The following is a 15,473-nucleotide window of genomic DNA, read 5'->3' as shown; positions in this document are numbered from 1 at the left end:
GGCCGAACGTCTGCCGCTCGCTGTGACGATCTCCGTCTGGCGCCTTTTTAACGGCATGGATCCTCCGCGGACATGGCAGTAATCAGCAATCAGTGCCAGATCAATGACCTAGGACCGACGGGCGGGAAATCAGAGCCATTTCGCGAAGAAATCGCGAGGGCTATCGGCGATAGAACACTAAGCGGCGGCTTGCCGCAGTGGTTAGCACTCCATCGGCCTTGATTAGCACAAAATCCGCAGGGGGGAATGGGGGTATGATGGTGGCCGCGTCGCGGACCGAGGAGTTCGAGGTGGCCGACGTCCATGACGGACGCGGTCTTTCCGCCGAGGGCGCTCAGGCGAGGGCAAGGCGGCTTCGACGCGACGGCGACAGGCCGTCAAGCCGTCAAGCCGGAGGGCTCACCGCGACCTCGTACATTCCCGGAGGTTGCGCGGCCGGAAGGCGTCCCTCACGGAGGGACGCGAGCACCGGGCCGGGATCGACGCCGAACGACACCGCCTGCGCCCGCCCGGTGAGCACAGCCCGCTGCGCGGCCAGCTCGAACGCCATGACCTCCCGCAAATAGGGCACCTCCAGCGGCAGGTCAGCGACGTGGGCGGCGAACCGCCGGGCCTCGTCGGTGGCCATCGGCTCCGAAGGGGCGGCGTTCCAGAAACCGGCGAACAGCTCGTCCACGGCCGCGCCGCCGAGCGTCAGCAGGAGGAGCCGCGTCGTGAGCGGCAGCGTGTCGGCGACCTTCCCGGCGCGTACGGAGGCGATGAGCTCACGCAGCACCGCGATCCCGGGGTCCGCGACGGCCTCCCGGCTCTGGAGCGCCGTGGCGAGGGCCCGCTCCCAGTCCGCCGGGGCCGGCGGCAGAGGGGCGGCGCTGCCGCGCGACTCCCACAGCTCGCGCAGTTCACGCAGCTGATCGCGGGTCTCCTCCGCTGCCGGGGCGCTGTCCGGCATCACCTCGTAGATGACGGCCTTGAGGTTCGGCAGCCGGGGGATCACCTGACGGGCGTACTCCATGACCTCCGGCGCGATGGGCCCTGAATGGGCGTCCACCCAGTAACCGGCGTACTCCTGACCGCCGGCCAGATGCACCTCGATCACCCGTTCCAGGGGCAGTTCGGACACCACGTCGAGGACCCGCTGGCGGCCGTTGCGCTCGTTCGCCCAGAGGTTGTGCAGGTCGAGCAGGATCCCGCAGCCGGCGCCCCGGGCGACCGCGGCGAAGAACGTCCCGTCGGGCAGCTCGCCCGGCACGGGCCGCAGATAGCTGACGCCGGTCTCGAAGGCGAACGGCACCGGCAGGCGCTCGCGCATCTTGCGAATGTTGGCGACGGCGAGGGCGATGCCCTCCTCGCTCTGTACGGGCGGCAGCAGGAAGCCCAGGTCATCGGAGCCGGCCCGGTTGAAGCTGAGGTGCTCGCTGGCCCACGGCGCCTGGAGCAGGGCGATGGACTCGGCGAAGGGCCGCAGGTGACGCTCGTCCGCCACCGTGCCGCCCACCGGATGCCCCACTCCGTGCACCAGCTTGGGTTTTGGGATCCGCGCGAGCCGTTCGAACGCGCGCACGTCCAGCCGGTACGGCGCGCCCGTCGCCCGTGCCGGGAACCAGAACACCTGCGGCTCCACCTCGACCACGTCCACCAGGTCGAGCAGCCCATCGTGCTCGGGCCAGTAGACGAGCCCGACCCCGAGCTCCGGCAGCCCCCGCAGGTCCTGGAGATCGCTCATCCGGGCTCGCGGATCTCGAGCTTGTCGTTGACGAGGAACCTGCGCTGGAGCTCGTACCGGATGTCCCATCCCGAGCAGCAGCCCCGGCAGCCGAGGCGGCCGAGTATGTCCTTCTGCACGGCCTGGAACTTGTCCAGGTCGAAGGCGACCTCCGCGGGGATGGTGACCTGCACCACCCGGCCGCCACCCTGCTCGAATCCGTTGTCCGCCACCATGTTCCCTTCCCTTCTGTTCTTCATCGACCATTGAAGACGGCGGGGGCGGGAGCGCGCGCCAGGGTGTTGCTCAGGGAAATCCCTAGGTACGCGGTCCGGCCACATGCGGGCGCAAACGAGGCGATGTTCGCAGCACGGCAGGAACGGCCGGGGACGCGGCGGCCGCCCGCGACCAGTTCGCCGCCCTGTTGCCCATTCGCGAGCTTGCCGGCGAGTCCGGACGCGATGCGCTCGCGGTCCTGAGGGGTCGATCGTCGTCGTGGCACGCCCGTCAGTGTTGCCTTAGCCGTCATTCATTGCAACAAACCTTGCATTCGGGCACAGCGTCATTGCACCAATTTATCGCTATCAACCAGCGGAAATGGACATTTTCAGATTGACGCAGATATGAATGCAACGTAGCTTTCAACCTGAACGAGACACGTACTATCGCGAAGTGAGGAACGGCTGTGGGGCGCTCTCTCCATATCGTCATGAGCAACAGGGCCCGGAGGCCGCGGACCGTCCGGGGCGCGGCGGCCACGGCGCTGGCGGCCGCGCTGCTGGCCGGGGCGGCCACACCCGCGGTGGCCACGGCTGGCGCCGTCGCGGACGGTCGTGTGGCCGTGTCGAAGGCCGCCACCGGGCCGGAACGCCCGGAGCTGCAGAAGGCGATCCAGGCGTTCGTCGATGCCGGTTTCCTCGGGGTGCAGGTGCGGGTGCACGATGAGCGAGGCGAGTGGGCCGGCAGCGCCGGGAAGCGCAAGCTGGGCGCGAAGGCGAAGCCGCCCGCGAACGGGCACTTCTGGGTGGGCAGCGTCACCAAGACCTTCCACGCGACCGTGGTGCTGCAACTGGTGGCCGCGGGCGAGATCGGGCTGGACGCCCCGGTGGCCGGCTATCTGCCCGAGTTCGGGCTGGACCGGCGGATCACGGTGCGGATGCTGCTGCAGCACACCAGCGGACTGTTCAACTATACCGGCGACCTCGACTCCAAGGGAGCATGGGTGCCGGGGCTCCCCGCGACGGGCAAGGAGTGGCTGGACAACCGGTTCCACTCCTACCGGCCTGAGGAACTGGTGCGGTTCGCGTTGTCCAAGCCGGCGAAGTTCGCGCCGGGGAAGGACTGGAGCTACTCCAACACCAACTACACGCTGGCCAGACTGCTGGTCGAGAAGGTCACCGGCCATTCGTTCGACGCGGAGTTGAAGCGGCGGATCGCGGGGCCGCTCAAGCTGCGGGACACCATGGTGCCGGGCGACCGGACGCGGCTGCCCGCCCCGTACGCCCACGGCTACTTCCGCTACCAGGACGCCGGCCAGTGGAAGGTGACCGACGTCTCCCGCCAGAACCTCTCCCTGGTGGCCGGCGCCGGTGACATGATCTCGACCACCCAGGATCTCCACACGTTCTTCTCCGCGCTGAACGGCGGCAAGCTCCTTCCGGGCAAGCTGCTGGCCGAGATGCGCAAGCCGCACCCGAAGAGCGACCCCCTCTACGGCCGCTACGGCCTCGGGATGTTCGCGCAGGATCTGGGCCCGGCCTGCGGCACCGTGCTCAACCACAACGGCAACCCTCCCGGAGGGTACGCGGCGCTGATGTACAGCACGCCCGACGGCGGCAAGACCCTGACCGCCTCGCTGACCGCCGGCGATGCCGCATTCGACATGACCATGTATCCGAAGCTGCTGGACGGGCTGGTCAGGGCGGCGCTCTGCGGCGGGCAGGCCGGGCCGGCCGACTGACCAGATGGGGCCGGGCCTCCTGGGCTCACACATCTTGAAGGCGGACCCAGCGCCAGGCCGCCGGCATGTATGGCGCATTCGATGGGGGTGCCGTCCTGAACGCAACGCGGCTTTCGAGCCAGACCAAACACCGAGGAACGGTCATGAGTGAATCCGTCCACACCGTCGCCACGATGCCGGCCGCGCGTCAGCCCGGCTGCCCCTTCGACCCGCCCAAGGAGCTGATCGAGGCTCGCGAGCACGGCCCGATCAGCCGACTCCCCTTCGCCGACGGCCACCAGGGCTGGCTGGTCACCGGATACGACCTGGTCCGGGCGGTGCTGGCCGACCCGCGCTTCAGCTCCCGCAAGGAGCTCATGCGCCACCACCCGACCATCGACTACGGCGACATCGAGGTTCCCCCGGCGGCGCCCGGCGAGTTCCTGCTGATGGACGACCCGCAGCACAGCCGCTACCGCAAGCCCCTGGTGGGCAGGTTCACGGTCCGGCGCATGCGGCTGCTCACCGAGCGGGTCGAGCAGGTCACCGCCGAACACCTCGACGCGATGGAGAAGGCCGGGCCAGGGGCGGACCTGATGACCGCGTTCGCCAAACCCATCCCGGCCGTCATGATCTGTGAGCTGCTCGGCGTGCCCTATGCGGACCGGGGCTCCTTCCAGGAGAACATCGACACGTTCATGAGCGGAGAGACCAGCGACGAGGACCTGATCGCGGCCTACACCGCAGTCCAGACCTACCTCGCGGAGCTGGTGGCCGCCAAGCGCGCCAACCCCACCGACGACGTGCTCAGCGACCTGACCGACAGCGACCTGACCGACGAGGAGCTCAAAGGCGTCGCCCTGATCCTGCTGGCCGCCGGTCTCGACACCACCACCAACATGCTGGCCCTGGGCACCTTCGCGCTGCTGCGCAACCCGGCCCAACTGGCCGCACTGCGCGCCGAACCCACGCTCACCGAGCGAGCCGTGGAAGAGTTGCTGCGGTATCTGACCGTCGCCAAGACGTCCCAGCGGGTGGCGCTGGAGGACGTCGAGCTGGGCGGTCAGACCATCAAGGCCGGTACGACGGTCCTCCTGTCCAGCAACACCGCCAACCGCGACCCCCGGCGTTTCACCGACCCGCACGTGCTCGACCTGCGCCGCCAGGACGGCGGTCATCTGGCCTTCGGTCACGGCATCCACCAGTGCCTCGGCCAGCAACTCGCCCGCGTCGAGATGCGGGTCGCGCTCCCCGCGCTGCTCAACCGCTTCCCCACGCTACGCCTGGCCGTACCGGCCGAAGAGGTCGCCCTGCGCCCGGAGACGGCCGACATCTACGGGGTCAAGAACCTCCCGGTCACCTGGGACGCCTGACCGCGAGCCGAAGGCGTACCACCCGCCGCCACCGCGGCGATCGCGCCCGCGGCCCGTATGTCAGCGGCGGTCTCAGGACGGCGACAGCCCCGTATCAGCGCGGCCGGCGATGGTGGACACCATGCCTGACGGGTCTCACCCAATCAAAACAACGCAGCACAAGGAGTACATGATGCAGAAGTTCGACACCCCCGCCCCGATCTCCGCCGTCCTGAACATCCCCGCGGGACGCGTTGAGCTCATCGCCGCCGACCGGGCCGACACCGCGATCGAGGTCCTTCCCGCGAACGCCTCGAAGAGCCGCGACGTCAAGGCGGCGGAGCAGACCACGATCGCGTACGCCGACGGCGTCCTGCGGATCGAGACCCCCGCCAAGAACCAGTACCTCGGCCCGTCCGGATCCATCGAGGTGACGGTCCACCTGCCCGCCGGCTCCCGCATCGAGGCCACGGCGGCCGCCGCCGGACTCCGGGCCGTCGGCCGCCTCGGCGACGTCGCCTTCGACGGCGCGTGCGGCCAGATCACGATCGAGGAGGCTGCGAGCGTCCGCCTCACCGCGATCGACGGCGACGTCGAGGTCGGCCGGCTGGGCGGCCCCGCGGAGATCAGCACCGCACGGGGCGACATCCGGATCGCCGAGGCCAAGGGCGGCACGGTCGTGCTCCGCACCGATTCCGGCGACATCTCGATCGCCGCCGCCGGCGGAGTCTCGGCCGCCCTGGACGCGGGCACCGTCCTCGGTCGCATCACGAACACGCTCAAGAACGACGGCGCCACCGAACTCGACATCCACGCCACCACCGCCAACGGCGACATCACCGCCCGCAGCCTCTGAAGGAGCAAGCCGGGCCGATGAACGTCTACGAGCTCACCGAGGCCGGCCGCGTGGAGACGCACGACTGGCTGAGCGACCTGGTAGCGGCACCTCACCGCGGCCCTGGCGTTCATCTCCGCGCTGTCGCACGACGAGGTGGTGACGGCCACGCCACGACGCGGACGGCACAATGATCCTCGGCTGTGCATAGGTCGGGGAACATCCGGTACGTCCAACCGGCTCCCCAGGAAGGATTCGGTGACCGATGATACGGACTTTCACGGCGAAGGACGGCTGGCCCGCGCTGCGCGCGCAGTGGACGGATCGTCTCCCGGACGCGGACCTGGCGGGGCTGGACGAGGCCACGGCCTTCGCGACGCGCTGGCATGGCGACCAGACGCGGCCGGCCGGTGAGCCGTACCTTGAGCACCTGCTCGAAGCGACGCGCGTGCTCGTCGAGGCCGTCGAGGTCACGGATGTCGACGTCCTGCGCGCCGCCGTGCTGCACGACGTGGTCGAGGACACCGCCTGCACGCTCGACGAGATCCGCGAACGCTTCGGTGATCGCGTGGCCACTCTGGTCGACTGGGTGACCAAGCCGCCGCGTCCCGTGGGATGGAGCCGCGAAGAGGCGCGAACCGCCTATCTGGATCGGCTGCGCGGCGCACCGTACGACGCGATCCTGGTGAAACTCGCCGATCGGCTGAGCAACGTCCAGCGGCTGGACACACATCCGCGGCCCGAGAAACGCCGTGGCTACTACGACGAGACCGTCCGCTCCATCCTTCCCTTCGCCGAGCGCCACCCATGGTTCCACGACTGGTACGACGCGTGGCGCACCGAGTTCCGCCATGTGTCCGAACCCGAGTGACGACCATGGCCCTCAGGCGATCCGGTAGGCGGCGGCGCCGTTGTGCAGGAAGCGGGCGCGGTAGGTGAGGTACGCGCGGTCGTGCTCGCTGGTCAGGGTGATGTCGTACAGGGTGGAGCGGTAGGTCCCGGACATGCGGTCCGCGTCGATCCCGGCCGGGTTCGAGGGCGGCACGGGTAGGGGTGCCGTCTCGACGCCGGCGAGGTCTCTGAGCGCCGTAGCGAAGATCTCGTAGGCCAAGGGCGCACCGCCCGTGCTGTTGGTCAGCACGGCCACCGCCACCCCCGCCGATGGCACGACGCGAAGGAAGGCCTTCTGCCCCTTGGAGACACCGGTGTGGCCGACGACGCCGCCCTGGTAGAGCATCCAGCCGAGGCCATCGCCTACTTCTGCACGACGGAACTGCTCGCCAACGTGATCAAACACAGCGGCGCCGGGCATGCCGCCATCGACGTACGGGCGCGAGACGGCCTGCTGACCCTGCGGGTGCGCGACGACGGCACCGGCGGCGCGGCGATCGGCACCGGATCCGGACTACGCGGCCTGGCCGCCCGGGTTCAGGCGTTGGACGGCATGATCGACATCCACAGCCCGGCCGGAGGACCTACGCTGATCACCGTCGAACTCCCCCTGCGCATCTGAACGGAGCAGCGCATGCGCATCGTGATCGCCGAGGACGCCGTGATGCTCCGGGAGGGCCTGTGCATGCTGCTCACCTCCCGCGATCACGAGGTGGTGGCCGCCGTGGGCGATGGCGACGCGCTCCTGGCCGCCGTGGCGGAACACGGTCCCGACATCGCCGTGGTCGACGTACGCATGCCGCCTTCCCACACCGACGAGGGCCTGCGAGCCGCGATCCGGATCCGCCGTGATCACCCGGAGGTGGGCGTGCTGGTGTTCTCCCAGTACATCGAGACGCGTTATGCGGCCCAATTGCCGGCCGGCGGCGCCCACGGTGTGGGATACCTGCTGAAGGAGCGCGTCGCCGACGTCAAGGACTTCCTGGCCGCGCTCGACCGGATCGCGGCCGGGCAGACCGTCCTCGACCCCGAGGTCGTCACCCAGATCATGGGCGCCAGCCGCCGTGCGGAGACCCTGGGCACGCTCACGCCGAGGGAACGCCAGGTGCTGGCCATGATGGCGGAGCGGCGTTCCAACAACTCCATCGCCACCGCGCTGTTCCTGTCGTACGGCTCGGTGGAGAAGCACGTGACGCAGATCTTCACCAAGCTCGGCCTGTCTCCGTCGGACAACGACCACCGCAGGGTCCTTGCCGTCCTGCATTATCTGCAGGCCTGACCGGATCGTTCGCCGGGCCGGTGACGGCGAGGTGGTCCAGGTTGGGGCCGCCGTTCGCGGTGGCGGAGGTCGCCCTGATCACGTTGGCGCCCGCGACGAGCGGGAGGGTGACGCTCCTGGTCGCCCACGTGGTCCAGGCGCCGGTCCCGGGGAAGTCGACGAGGGTGCCGCCGACGTCCATCGGGCGGTTGGCCGTGGTGCCGTTGGCGTAGCGGAGGGTGAGCGTGGCGTCGCCCGCCCGCGCGGCCGTCACCGTGAACTCCGCGTAGGAGCCGGCGACGTTGTCCAGGTTGACGAATCCGGCACCGGTGAACCCGGCGTGGTTGGACTCGACGACGCCCTGGGAGATCGTGGCGTTCTCGGCCTCCAGCACCGTGGGCGGCGGCCCGTCGGCCGGGGTGAACGCCGGGTCGCTCGAGATCGCCACCCGGTCAAGGCGGGCGCCGTCCTCGCGGTAGGCGAAGGTGATGGTGTGGGCGCCCGCGCCGAGGGGGTAGGTGACGGGGAGCTGCGCCCAGTGCCAGCTCGTGCCGAGCGGGACTTCGTTCCAGTTGGTCCACGTGCCGCCGCCGGCGCGGACCCAGAAGGAGTCGTCGCCGGTGGTGGCGGCGATCACCCTGGCCCAGACCCTGAACGTGCCCGGATGGGGAACGTCGAAGGACACGGTGGCGTGGCCGCTGGAGGGGGCCGCCGATTGGCTGTTGTTGCCCGGGGCGACGCTGACGTAGGAGCCGCCGGAGGCGGCCGGGTCCTGGAGGGTCTGCATCGGCGCCGTCACCGTGCCCGATTCGGCTTCGCCGTACAGGCTGACGGGCTCGCCGGGGACGGGGGTGGAGTTGGTGGCGCGCACGCGCAGCGCGCCGCCGGAGGTGTTGGCGCCGGTGACCGAGTAGCCGGTGACGCCGCTGACACCGGCGTCGTACGCGCTCCCGGAGCCGCGCTGGGCGGTGACGTCGAGGCGGATGTCCGAGCCGTCGTCCACGATGAACGCCGGCCGGTCGTCGTTGTCGTCGAAGCGCACGGCCGAGCCGTTGCCGATGGTCAGGCCCTGGACGTGGCGGGCCCAGACGCCGAAGGCGGGCCGGGTGCCGTAGTCGCGCGGCGGGTACGTGGTGAGGAACTCGCCCGGCACACGGCCGGCGTCCGAGGCGGGATGGTCGCCGGGGACGGTCAGCCGGACGTTGTCGAGTGTGATGTCCGGGCCGATGTCGACCGCGGGCGTGCCGGTGATGGTGCTGGTCAGCTCGGGTCCGCCGGTGGTGCCCGACGGCTCGGGAGCGGTCAGGTTCACGCCGTTGACGTTGGTGAGGTGGATGTTCCTGATCCGGCCCGCGGGTGGCGAGCCGGGGCAGCGGCGGCGCTCGCCGATCTTCATGAAGATGGGCGTCGTCGTCCTGGTCAGCGAGACGTCGGTGTAGTGGACGTCCTCGATGATCGCGCCGTCCATGGAGACGATGCCGATCCCGGCCTTGCCGCCGCCCAGCACGGTGATGTCGTCGAAGCGGATGTCGCGGAAGCTGCCGCAGGTCTCCGAGCCGAACTGCAGGGCGTTGTTCTCGTGGGAGTAGACCGTCGTGTTCCGGATCCGGATGTTCTGGCTGGTGTAGGTGTGGCCGAGCGCGAAGTCGCTCTTCAGCGCGATGGCGTCGTCGCTGGACTCGATGCGGCTGTTCTGCAGGGTGACGTTCCAGCTGTTGATCAGGTTGATGCCGTCGCGGACGCCCTCGTCGGCGTTGTACGTCTTGAGGTTGTCGATCATGACATCGTGGCAGCCGTTGAGCAGCGCCATGAAGTGGCCGCCGCGGCGGATCGAGATGCCGGTGATGCTGACGTTCGCGCACTCGGTGAGGGCGATGGCCTTGTTGCCCGCGCCGGAGGGTGGCGAGTTGCTGGTGGACAGGTTGCCGTCGCCGTCGATGGTGCCCGAACCGGCGAAGTGCACGTTGGAGACGCCGCGCCCGGCGAACAGCGAGTTGTTGAAGTGGCTGTGGCCGAAGTCCTGGTAGTCGTCGTACGGGTTGGACTCGGGGGCGTCCAGGCCGCTGCTCGCCGCCCGTACCGTGGCGCCGGCGTCCAGCCGGATCGTGATGTCGCTCTTCAGGTGGATGGTGCGGGATCGGTAGGAGCCCGAAGGGAAGACGACGATGCCGCCGTTCGCCGCGCTGGCGGCGTTGATGGCCCGGTCGATCGCGTCGTCGTCGTTGGTGGAGCCGTTGCCGGTGGCGCCGAAGTCGCGCACGTTGAACTCCGCCGGCGCTCGCCCGGACTGTGTGTACGCGGGCGGCGCCGTCAGGGCGAGGGTCAGCGCGATCGCCCAGGTGGCGCGGCGGGTGATCATGGCCGGACCTCCACGTAGTCGATGTTGGGCAGGCCGCCCGCCGTGGTGGCGACCAGCCGGACCGTGTTGCGGCCCGCGACGGCCGGGACGGTCCGGCCGGCCGAGACCCACGTGGTCCACGCGCCGCTACCTGGAGCGTTCTGAGTCCCGGTCGAGGCGCCGTTGACGATCACGTCGAAGGGACGGTCGGCCGTGGTGCCGTTGGCGTAGCGGATCAGGAACGCGTGTGATCCGGCCGACGGCAGGTCGAAGGCGAACTCGACGGCCGCCCCCGCCACGTTGTCGCTGTTGACGAAGCCGGTGCCGGAGAAGCCCGCGTGGTTGGACTCGACGACGCCCTGGGAGATCACGGCGTTCTCGGCCTCGTAGCGGACGCCCGGGGAGGGCTGGGTGGAGATGTCCCGGCCGTTGTGGAACACGTTGGCGAGCTGGAGGTTATCGACGTAATTAGCGATATTTCCGGAATTGGTCATGCCGGTGAACGTGCTGTTGGAGATCGTCACGTTCTGGATGTGCCTGGCGCCGCGGCCGTCGATGTTGTACGCCGAGCGCCCGCCCGCGATGGTCAGGCCGTCGGCGGTGAAGTTCCTGACGGTCGGGGGGATATTTCCGGACGTTTCGTAGTTCATCGTGATGTAGAGAGCGTCGCGTTCCAGGTTGCGGCCGGTGATGCGGCGCAGGTGGATGTCCTCGACGAAGCCGCCCCGGTTGAAGCTGGTCTTGACGTACAGGGCGTACTTGACCGGATAACGCCCGGGGAAGTCGGCGGCGTTGCACACGCAGTCCTCGGCGAATACGTTCCTGACGCCGCCCGACATCTCGGACCCGACCGTGATGCCGCCCCAGCGGCCGGAGAATTTGCAGTCGCGCACCACGATGTTCTGCGACGGTTTGTTCACCCGCCTGCCGTCGCGGTCACGGCCGGACTTGACCGGGATGCAGTCGTCGTTGGTGTCGAACCTGCAGCCGGTGATGAACACGTCGGTGCAGGAGTCGGGGTTGCAGCCGTCGCCCTGGGAGTTGGTGCTGTAGAAGGTGACGTTCCTGACCGTGACGTTCGTGCAGTAGACCGGGTGCAGGGTCCACATGGCCGGGTTGCGCAGGTTGAGGCCCTCGACCAGGATGTTGGCGCAGTCGTACAGGCCGATCATGTTGGGCCGCAACTCGTGCCCGGCCCCGAACCGGCGCTGCTCGACCGGGTGGTCCTCCGCGCCCCACTCGCGTAACTGGTCGCGGTCGTCTCCTCCGCCGCCCCACGACGACCAGTCGCCCGCCGGCGCGTTGCCGTCGATGGTGCCCGTGCCGGTGATCGCGATGTTGGTCCTGCCGTTGGCGTAGATGAAGGGCGAGTAGTTGTAGCACTCGATGCCCTCCCACCGGGTGAAGACGTTCGGCAGGTAGGACGCCGGGTCGGTGCGGAAGCGGATCGTGCCGGTCACGTGCAGGTTCACGTTCGACAGCAGGTGGATCTTGCCGGTGCGGAACGTGCCGGACGGCACCAGCACCCGGCCGCCGCCCGCGGCGGCGCAGGCGGCGATCGCGTCGCGGAAGGCGGCGGTGCAGTCGGTGCTGTTGTCGCCGGCGGCGCCGTAGCCGGTGATGTCGAACGTCCGGTCGGGAAACACCGGCGGGACGATCCTGGCCAGGATCGACGGCACCTCGTCCCAGGGCGAGGCGGCCGTAGCGGTCGCGGGCCGGATGCCCATGGCGGTATCGGCCGCGGCCGGCGCTTGTCCGAGCGGACCGGCCGCGACCGCAGCGGCGGCCAGCAGGACGTCCCGCCGCGAGGGCGGCCGCCCGGTCATTGCGTCACCTCGATGTAGTCCAGGTTCGGGTTGCCGTTGGCGGTGTCGGCGGTGATCCGTACCGTGTTGGCGCCCGAGGTGAGGGTGACGGGCACGGTGGCGGTCGCCCACGACGTCCAGGCGCCGGTGCCGTTGAAGGGCCGGCCGGCGGCGACCGTCGCGCCGTTGACGGTGATCGTCGCGGGACGGCCGGCGGTGGTGCCGTTCGCGTACCGGATCCCGAGGGTGGCCGCTCCGGCCGTGCCGTTGACGGTCCACTCCACGGCGGATCCCGCCACGTTGTCGCCGTTGACGAAGCCGGTGCCGGAGAAGCCCACGTGGTTGGACTCGACGACGCCCTGCGAGATCGTCGCGTTCTCCGCCTCGTAGCGCGTGGCGCCGCCGCCGTTCCCCGGGACGGCCTTGTACGACCTGAGGTTCGTCAGCAGCAGATGGCAGTTCTGCAGCGAGCCCGACGTGTCGCCGAGCGAGCGGTAGATGCCCCACTTGGGCCGGACCCGGTCGCCGAGGAAGGTGTCCACGCCCGTTCTCGTCGCGTCGACCACGGTGGCGCCGCCGCTCCTGACCACCCACCTCACCCCGCCGGACGAGCCGTCACCGATCTTGATCTCGTAGTCGATGTCGATCCACGTGTTGTGCAGCGGCTCCAGGTCGGTCCGCCCGACCAGGATGTCCGGCTCGAAGACCTTGTGCTCGATGGTCTGCCTGCCGTCCACCCGGCGCAGCGAGGTGACCGTGATCGGGGACGTTCCCGCGCCGGGCATCTTGGTCTGGAAGATGTGGGTGAACGTCGTGGTGGCCTTGAGCGTGCCCGGGATGTACATCGAGTAGGTGACCCGCCACAGCTCACCGCTCTTCCACTGCAGGTAGCCGCTGCTGGAGGTACGGTTGCCGGTCACTTCGTGCCGCTGCCGGTCCGTGCTGGTGTCGCGGTCGACCGTGTGCATGGTGAAGCGGTAGTTGGCGCCCTCGGGGAAGATGTGGGGCGCCGCCGAGGTGTGGGAGTCCGCGCGGTCGTCCTCGATGCTCTCCCACGCCCCCATGCCGTTGGCGGCGGCCGACGGCGACCACATGAGCTGCCAGGTCATCCCGGCGGGAAGCAGGGTGGGGGCCGCGAACGCGGGGCGCGAGGACAGGAGCGGGGCGGCGGCCGCGACGCCCGCGAGGAGCCCGAATCGACGCCGCGACAGGTGTTCCGTCATGTCGTTACCTCCAGGTAGTCGAGGTTGGGGCCGCCGCCCGCGGTGGTGGCGGTGGCGCGGACGCTGTTGGAGCCCGCCACGAGCTGCGCGGAGACGCTGGTGCTCTGCCAGGTGGTCCAGGCGCCGGTGCCGGGGAAGTCCCTGGTCTGTACGGTGGCGCCGTTGACGGCGATGGTCATCGGGCGGTTGGCGGTGGTGCCGTTGGCGAACCGGAAGGTCAGGGTGGCGGTTCCGGCCGTGGCCGCGCTGACGGAGAACTCGATGAAGGAGCCGGCCACGTTGTCGTAGTTGACGAAGCCGGTGCCGGAGAAGCCCGCGTGGTTGGACTCGACGGCGCCCTGGGAGATCGTGGCGTTCTCCGCCTCGTAGCGGGTGCCCTGGGGTGGTGTGCCGTACACCACGCCGTTGATGCGCACGTTCTGGAGCCGGACGTTGTCGGCGTTGGACAGTTGCGGGGCGGGCGTGTCGATGGCGGTGAAGGTGCTGTTGGAGATCGTGACGTTCCTGATGTGGCTGGCCGGCGAGCCCGACAGCTTGACGGCGAACGGCGAGCCGGCGATGTTCAGGCCCTCCACCGTGAGGTTCTGGATGGTCGGGTGGACGATCGGGCCGTAGCCGGGGCCGGTGAGGCTGTAGTTCATGTCGATGAAGAAGCCGCCCCGGTCGCACGGGCCACCGGTGAGGCCGCGGACGTGGACGCCGTCGACCACGCCGCCGCGGCGGTTGTTGGTCTTGAGGTAGAGCGCGTAGAACGACCTGTAGGCGGAGCCGGGCAGGATCTGGTTGTCCTGGGCGAAGACGTTGCGTACGCCGCCGGACATCTCGCTGCCGACGGTGATGGCTCCCCAGCGGCCGTGGTACGTGTTGCCGCGGATCACGATGTTCTCCGACGGCACGCCGACGCGGCGGCCGTCGATGTCGCGGCCGGACTTGATCACGGTGCCGTCGTCGCCGGTGTCGAAGGAACAGTTCTCGATGAGGACGTCCGCGGAGGACTCGGGGTCGACGCCGTCCACCATCGCGCCCCGGCTATAGATTTTGACCCGCCTGATAGTGATATTTCGGGATAAGACGGGGTGGATGGTCCACATCGCGGGGTTCCTGATGTCCAGGTCCTCGACGAGAACGTTCTGGCAGTCGTAGAACTGGATCATGTTCGGTTTGAGGTAGTGGCCGTCACCGAACAGGCGCTGCTCGACCGGCACGCCGTCCACGGCGAGCTGCTGCAGCCGGTCCCAGTCGGGGCCGCGCCGCCCGTCGAAGTCGAACCAGGGGCCGGCCGCCGCGTTCCCGTCGATCGTGCCGGTGCCGGTCAGGGCGAGGTCGCGCTGGCCGCGGGCGTAGATGAAGGGCGAGTAGTTGTAGCACTCGATCCCCTGCCAGCGGGTGAACACGGCCGGCAGGTAGGAGCCCGCGTCCGATCGGAACCTGATCGTCGCCCCGGCCTCCACGTGCAGGCGCACGCCGGAGAGCAGGTGGATCGTGCCGGTCCGGTACCTGCCGGTGCCGGGAACGAGCACGGTGCCGCCGCCGGCCGCGTTGCAGGCGGCGATCGCGGCGCGGAAGGCCGGTGTGCAGTCGGTGGAGTTGTCCGGCCGCGCGCCGTGGTCGGTGATCGGGAACGTGCGGTCGGGGAACGTCGGCGGCACGATCCTGGCCAGGATCGCGGGCACCTGGTCCCAGGGTGAGTCGAGGGTACGGGCCGTGGCGGGCGCCGGCGGCAGCACGGCGCCCGCCTGTAAGGGGGCGATCAGCGCGCCTTTGAGCACGGCCCTTCGGGAGAGAGACATCGGAAGGCCTATGGGATGTTCGAGCGGCGGATGGTGTCGCCGCGGTTCGACTCGACGACGCCTTGGGTGATGGTGGCGTTCTCGGCCGCGGATCCCAGGACGAGTAAGCAGGCGATGACGCGGGCCCGGGACTTGCTGAAGTTCATCGGGCACTCCTGGCTGAGAGTGATGCTCTGAGTAAGAAGGGAGCCTTTCCAAACGTTTGCCATAAACCGGCACGAGCGTCAACAGCTGGAACGGTCCATCATTTAGGAAACTTTACTAACTTAATCGGGTTGATACATCGGATGTAAGTGCCCGGTCGACGGGTGCCACGCGGGGATGCATGCCTGAAATGCGC

General features: G+C 69.3%; 14 protein-coding genes. 6 read left to right on the top strand and 8 right to left on the bottom strand.

The genetic code is table 11. The features are described 5' to 3' along the window. Positions 1–385: 385 nt before the first annotated feature. Together C4V41_RS30655 and C4V41_RS62075 are read right to left on the bottom strand one after the other, a co-directional pair. Positions 386–1,723, bottom strand: a complete 1,338-nt coding sequence (locus tag C4V41_RS30655; protein WP_160150444.1) for a DUF692 domain-containing protein — start codon at positions 1,721–1,723, stop codon at positions 386–388. Continuing rightward, positions 1,720–1,938, bottom strand: coding sequence for a hypothetical protein (locus tag C4V41_RS62075; protein ID WP_160150443.1), 219 nt, complete (start codon positions 1,936–1,938; stop codon positions 1,720–1,722). Before C4V41_RS62075 ends, C4V41_RS30655 begins: the two co-directional genes overlap by 4 nt. 473 nt (positions 1,939–2,411) lie before the next feature. Here C4V41_RS62075 and C4V41_RS30650 point away from each other — a divergent pair, with 473 nt between their 5' ends. From C4V41_RS30650 to C4V41_RS30635, 4 genes are all read left to right on the top strand, one after another. Continuing rightward, a complete protein-coding gene (locus tag C4V41_RS30650) occupies positions 2,412–3,662 on the top strand; it encodes a serine hydrolase domain-containing protein (RefSeq protein ID WP_103959438.1) in 1,251 nt (416 codons plus the stop codon). A gap of 143 nt (positions 3,663–3,805) precedes the next feature. Continuing rightward, entirely contained in the window at positions 3,806–5,014 is a 1,209-nt protein-coding gene (locus C4V41_RS30645; RefSeq protein WP_103959437.1) for a cytochrome P450, read from the top strand. A 172-nt stretch (positions 5,015–5,186) separates the two neighbouring features. Further along, positions 5,187–5,849: a DUF4097 family beta strand repeat-containing protein gene (locus tag C4V41_RS30640; RefSeq protein WP_103959436.1), complete on the top strand. Its 663-nt coding sequence runs from the start codon at positions 5,187–5,189 to the stop codon at positions 5,847–5,849. Positions 5,850–6,093: 244 nt separating this feature from the next. Then, on the top strand, positions 6,094–6,699 hold the full coding sequence (locus C4V41_RS30635) for an HD domain-containing protein (RefSeq protein WP_103959435.1): 606 nt from the start codon (positions 6,094–6,096) through the stop codon (positions 6,697–6,699). 12 nt (positions 6,700–6,711) lie between these two features. On the opposite strand, the gene C4V41_RS30630 is transcribed toward C4V41_RS30635, so the two are convergent. Next, complete coding sequence (locus tag C4V41_RS30630; protein WP_235030464.1) at positions 6,712–7,065, bottom strand: hypothetical protein; 354 nt, start codon at positions 7,063–7,065, stop codon at positions 6,712–6,714. Here C4V41_RS30630 and C4V41_RS60910 point away from each other — a divergent pair. Further along, on the top strand, positions 7,036–7,341 hold the full coding sequence (locus C4V41_RS60910) for a sensor histidine kinase (protein WP_200824365.1): 306 nt from the start codon (positions 7,036–7,038) through the stop codon (positions 7,339–7,341). The genes C4V41_RS30630 and C4V41_RS60910 overlap by 30 nt on opposite strands. 12 nt (positions 7,342–7,353) lie before the next feature. Further along, on the top strand, positions 7,354–7,998 hold the full coding sequence (locus C4V41_RS30625) for a response regulator transcription factor (RefSeq protein ID WP_103959434.1): 645 nt from the start codon (positions 7,354–7,356) through the stop codon (positions 7,996–7,998). Here the strand turns inward: C4V41_RS30625 and C4V41_RS30620 are convergent. Genes C4V41_RS30620 through C4V41_RS62070 form a run of 5 tightly spaced genes read right to left on the bottom strand, consistent with a single transcriptional unit; the run spans position 7,922 to position 15,279 of the window. Beyond that, positions 7,922–10,336, bottom strand: a complete 2,415-nt coding sequence (locus C4V41_RS30620) for a glycosyl hydrolase family 28 protein (RefSeq protein ID WP_103959433.1) — start codon at positions 10,334–10,336, stop codon at positions 7,922–7,924. The genes C4V41_RS30625 and C4V41_RS30620 overlap by 77 nt on opposite strands. Beyond that, a complete protein-coding gene (locus tag C4V41_RS30615) occupies positions 10,333–12,141 on the bottom strand; it encodes a glycosyl hydrolase family 28 protein (RefSeq protein ID WP_103959432.1) in 1,809 nt (602 codons plus the stop codon). Before C4V41_RS30615 ends, C4V41_RS30620 begins: the two co-directional genes overlap by 4 nt. After that, complete coding sequence (locus C4V41_RS64435) at positions 12,138–13,343, bottom strand: CBM35 domain-containing protein (RefSeq protein ID WP_235030463.1); 1,206 nt, start codon at positions 13,341–13,343, stop codon at positions 12,138–12,140. Before C4V41_RS64435 ends, C4V41_RS30615 begins: the two co-directional genes overlap by 4 nt. Further along, positions 13,340–15,133: a glycosyl hydrolase family 28 protein gene (locus C4V41_RS64430; RefSeq protein ID WP_103959431.1), complete on the bottom strand. Its 1,794-nt coding sequence runs from the start codon at positions 15,131–15,133 to the stop codon at positions 13,340–13,342. The genes C4V41_RS64435 and C4V41_RS64430 overlap by 4 nt, the downstream gene beginning before the upstream one ends. Before the next feature lie 8 nt (positions 15,134–15,141). Next, complete coding sequence (locus C4V41_RS62070) at positions 15,142–15,279, bottom strand: hypothetical protein (RefSeq protein WP_160150442.1); 138 nt, start codon at positions 15,277–15,279, stop codon at positions 15,142–15,144. Positions 15,280–15,473 lie beyond the last annotated feature (194 nt).

This window comes from Nonomuraea solani, from assembly GCF_900108335.1.
GTDB classification, from domain to species: Bacteria; Actinomycetota; Actinomycetes; order Streptosporangiales; family Streptosporangiaceae; genus Nonomuraea; species Nonomuraea solani.
The sequence above is the reverse complement of the archived record's forward strand: the minus strand, read 5'-3'. Positions and strand labels throughout refer to the sequence as shown.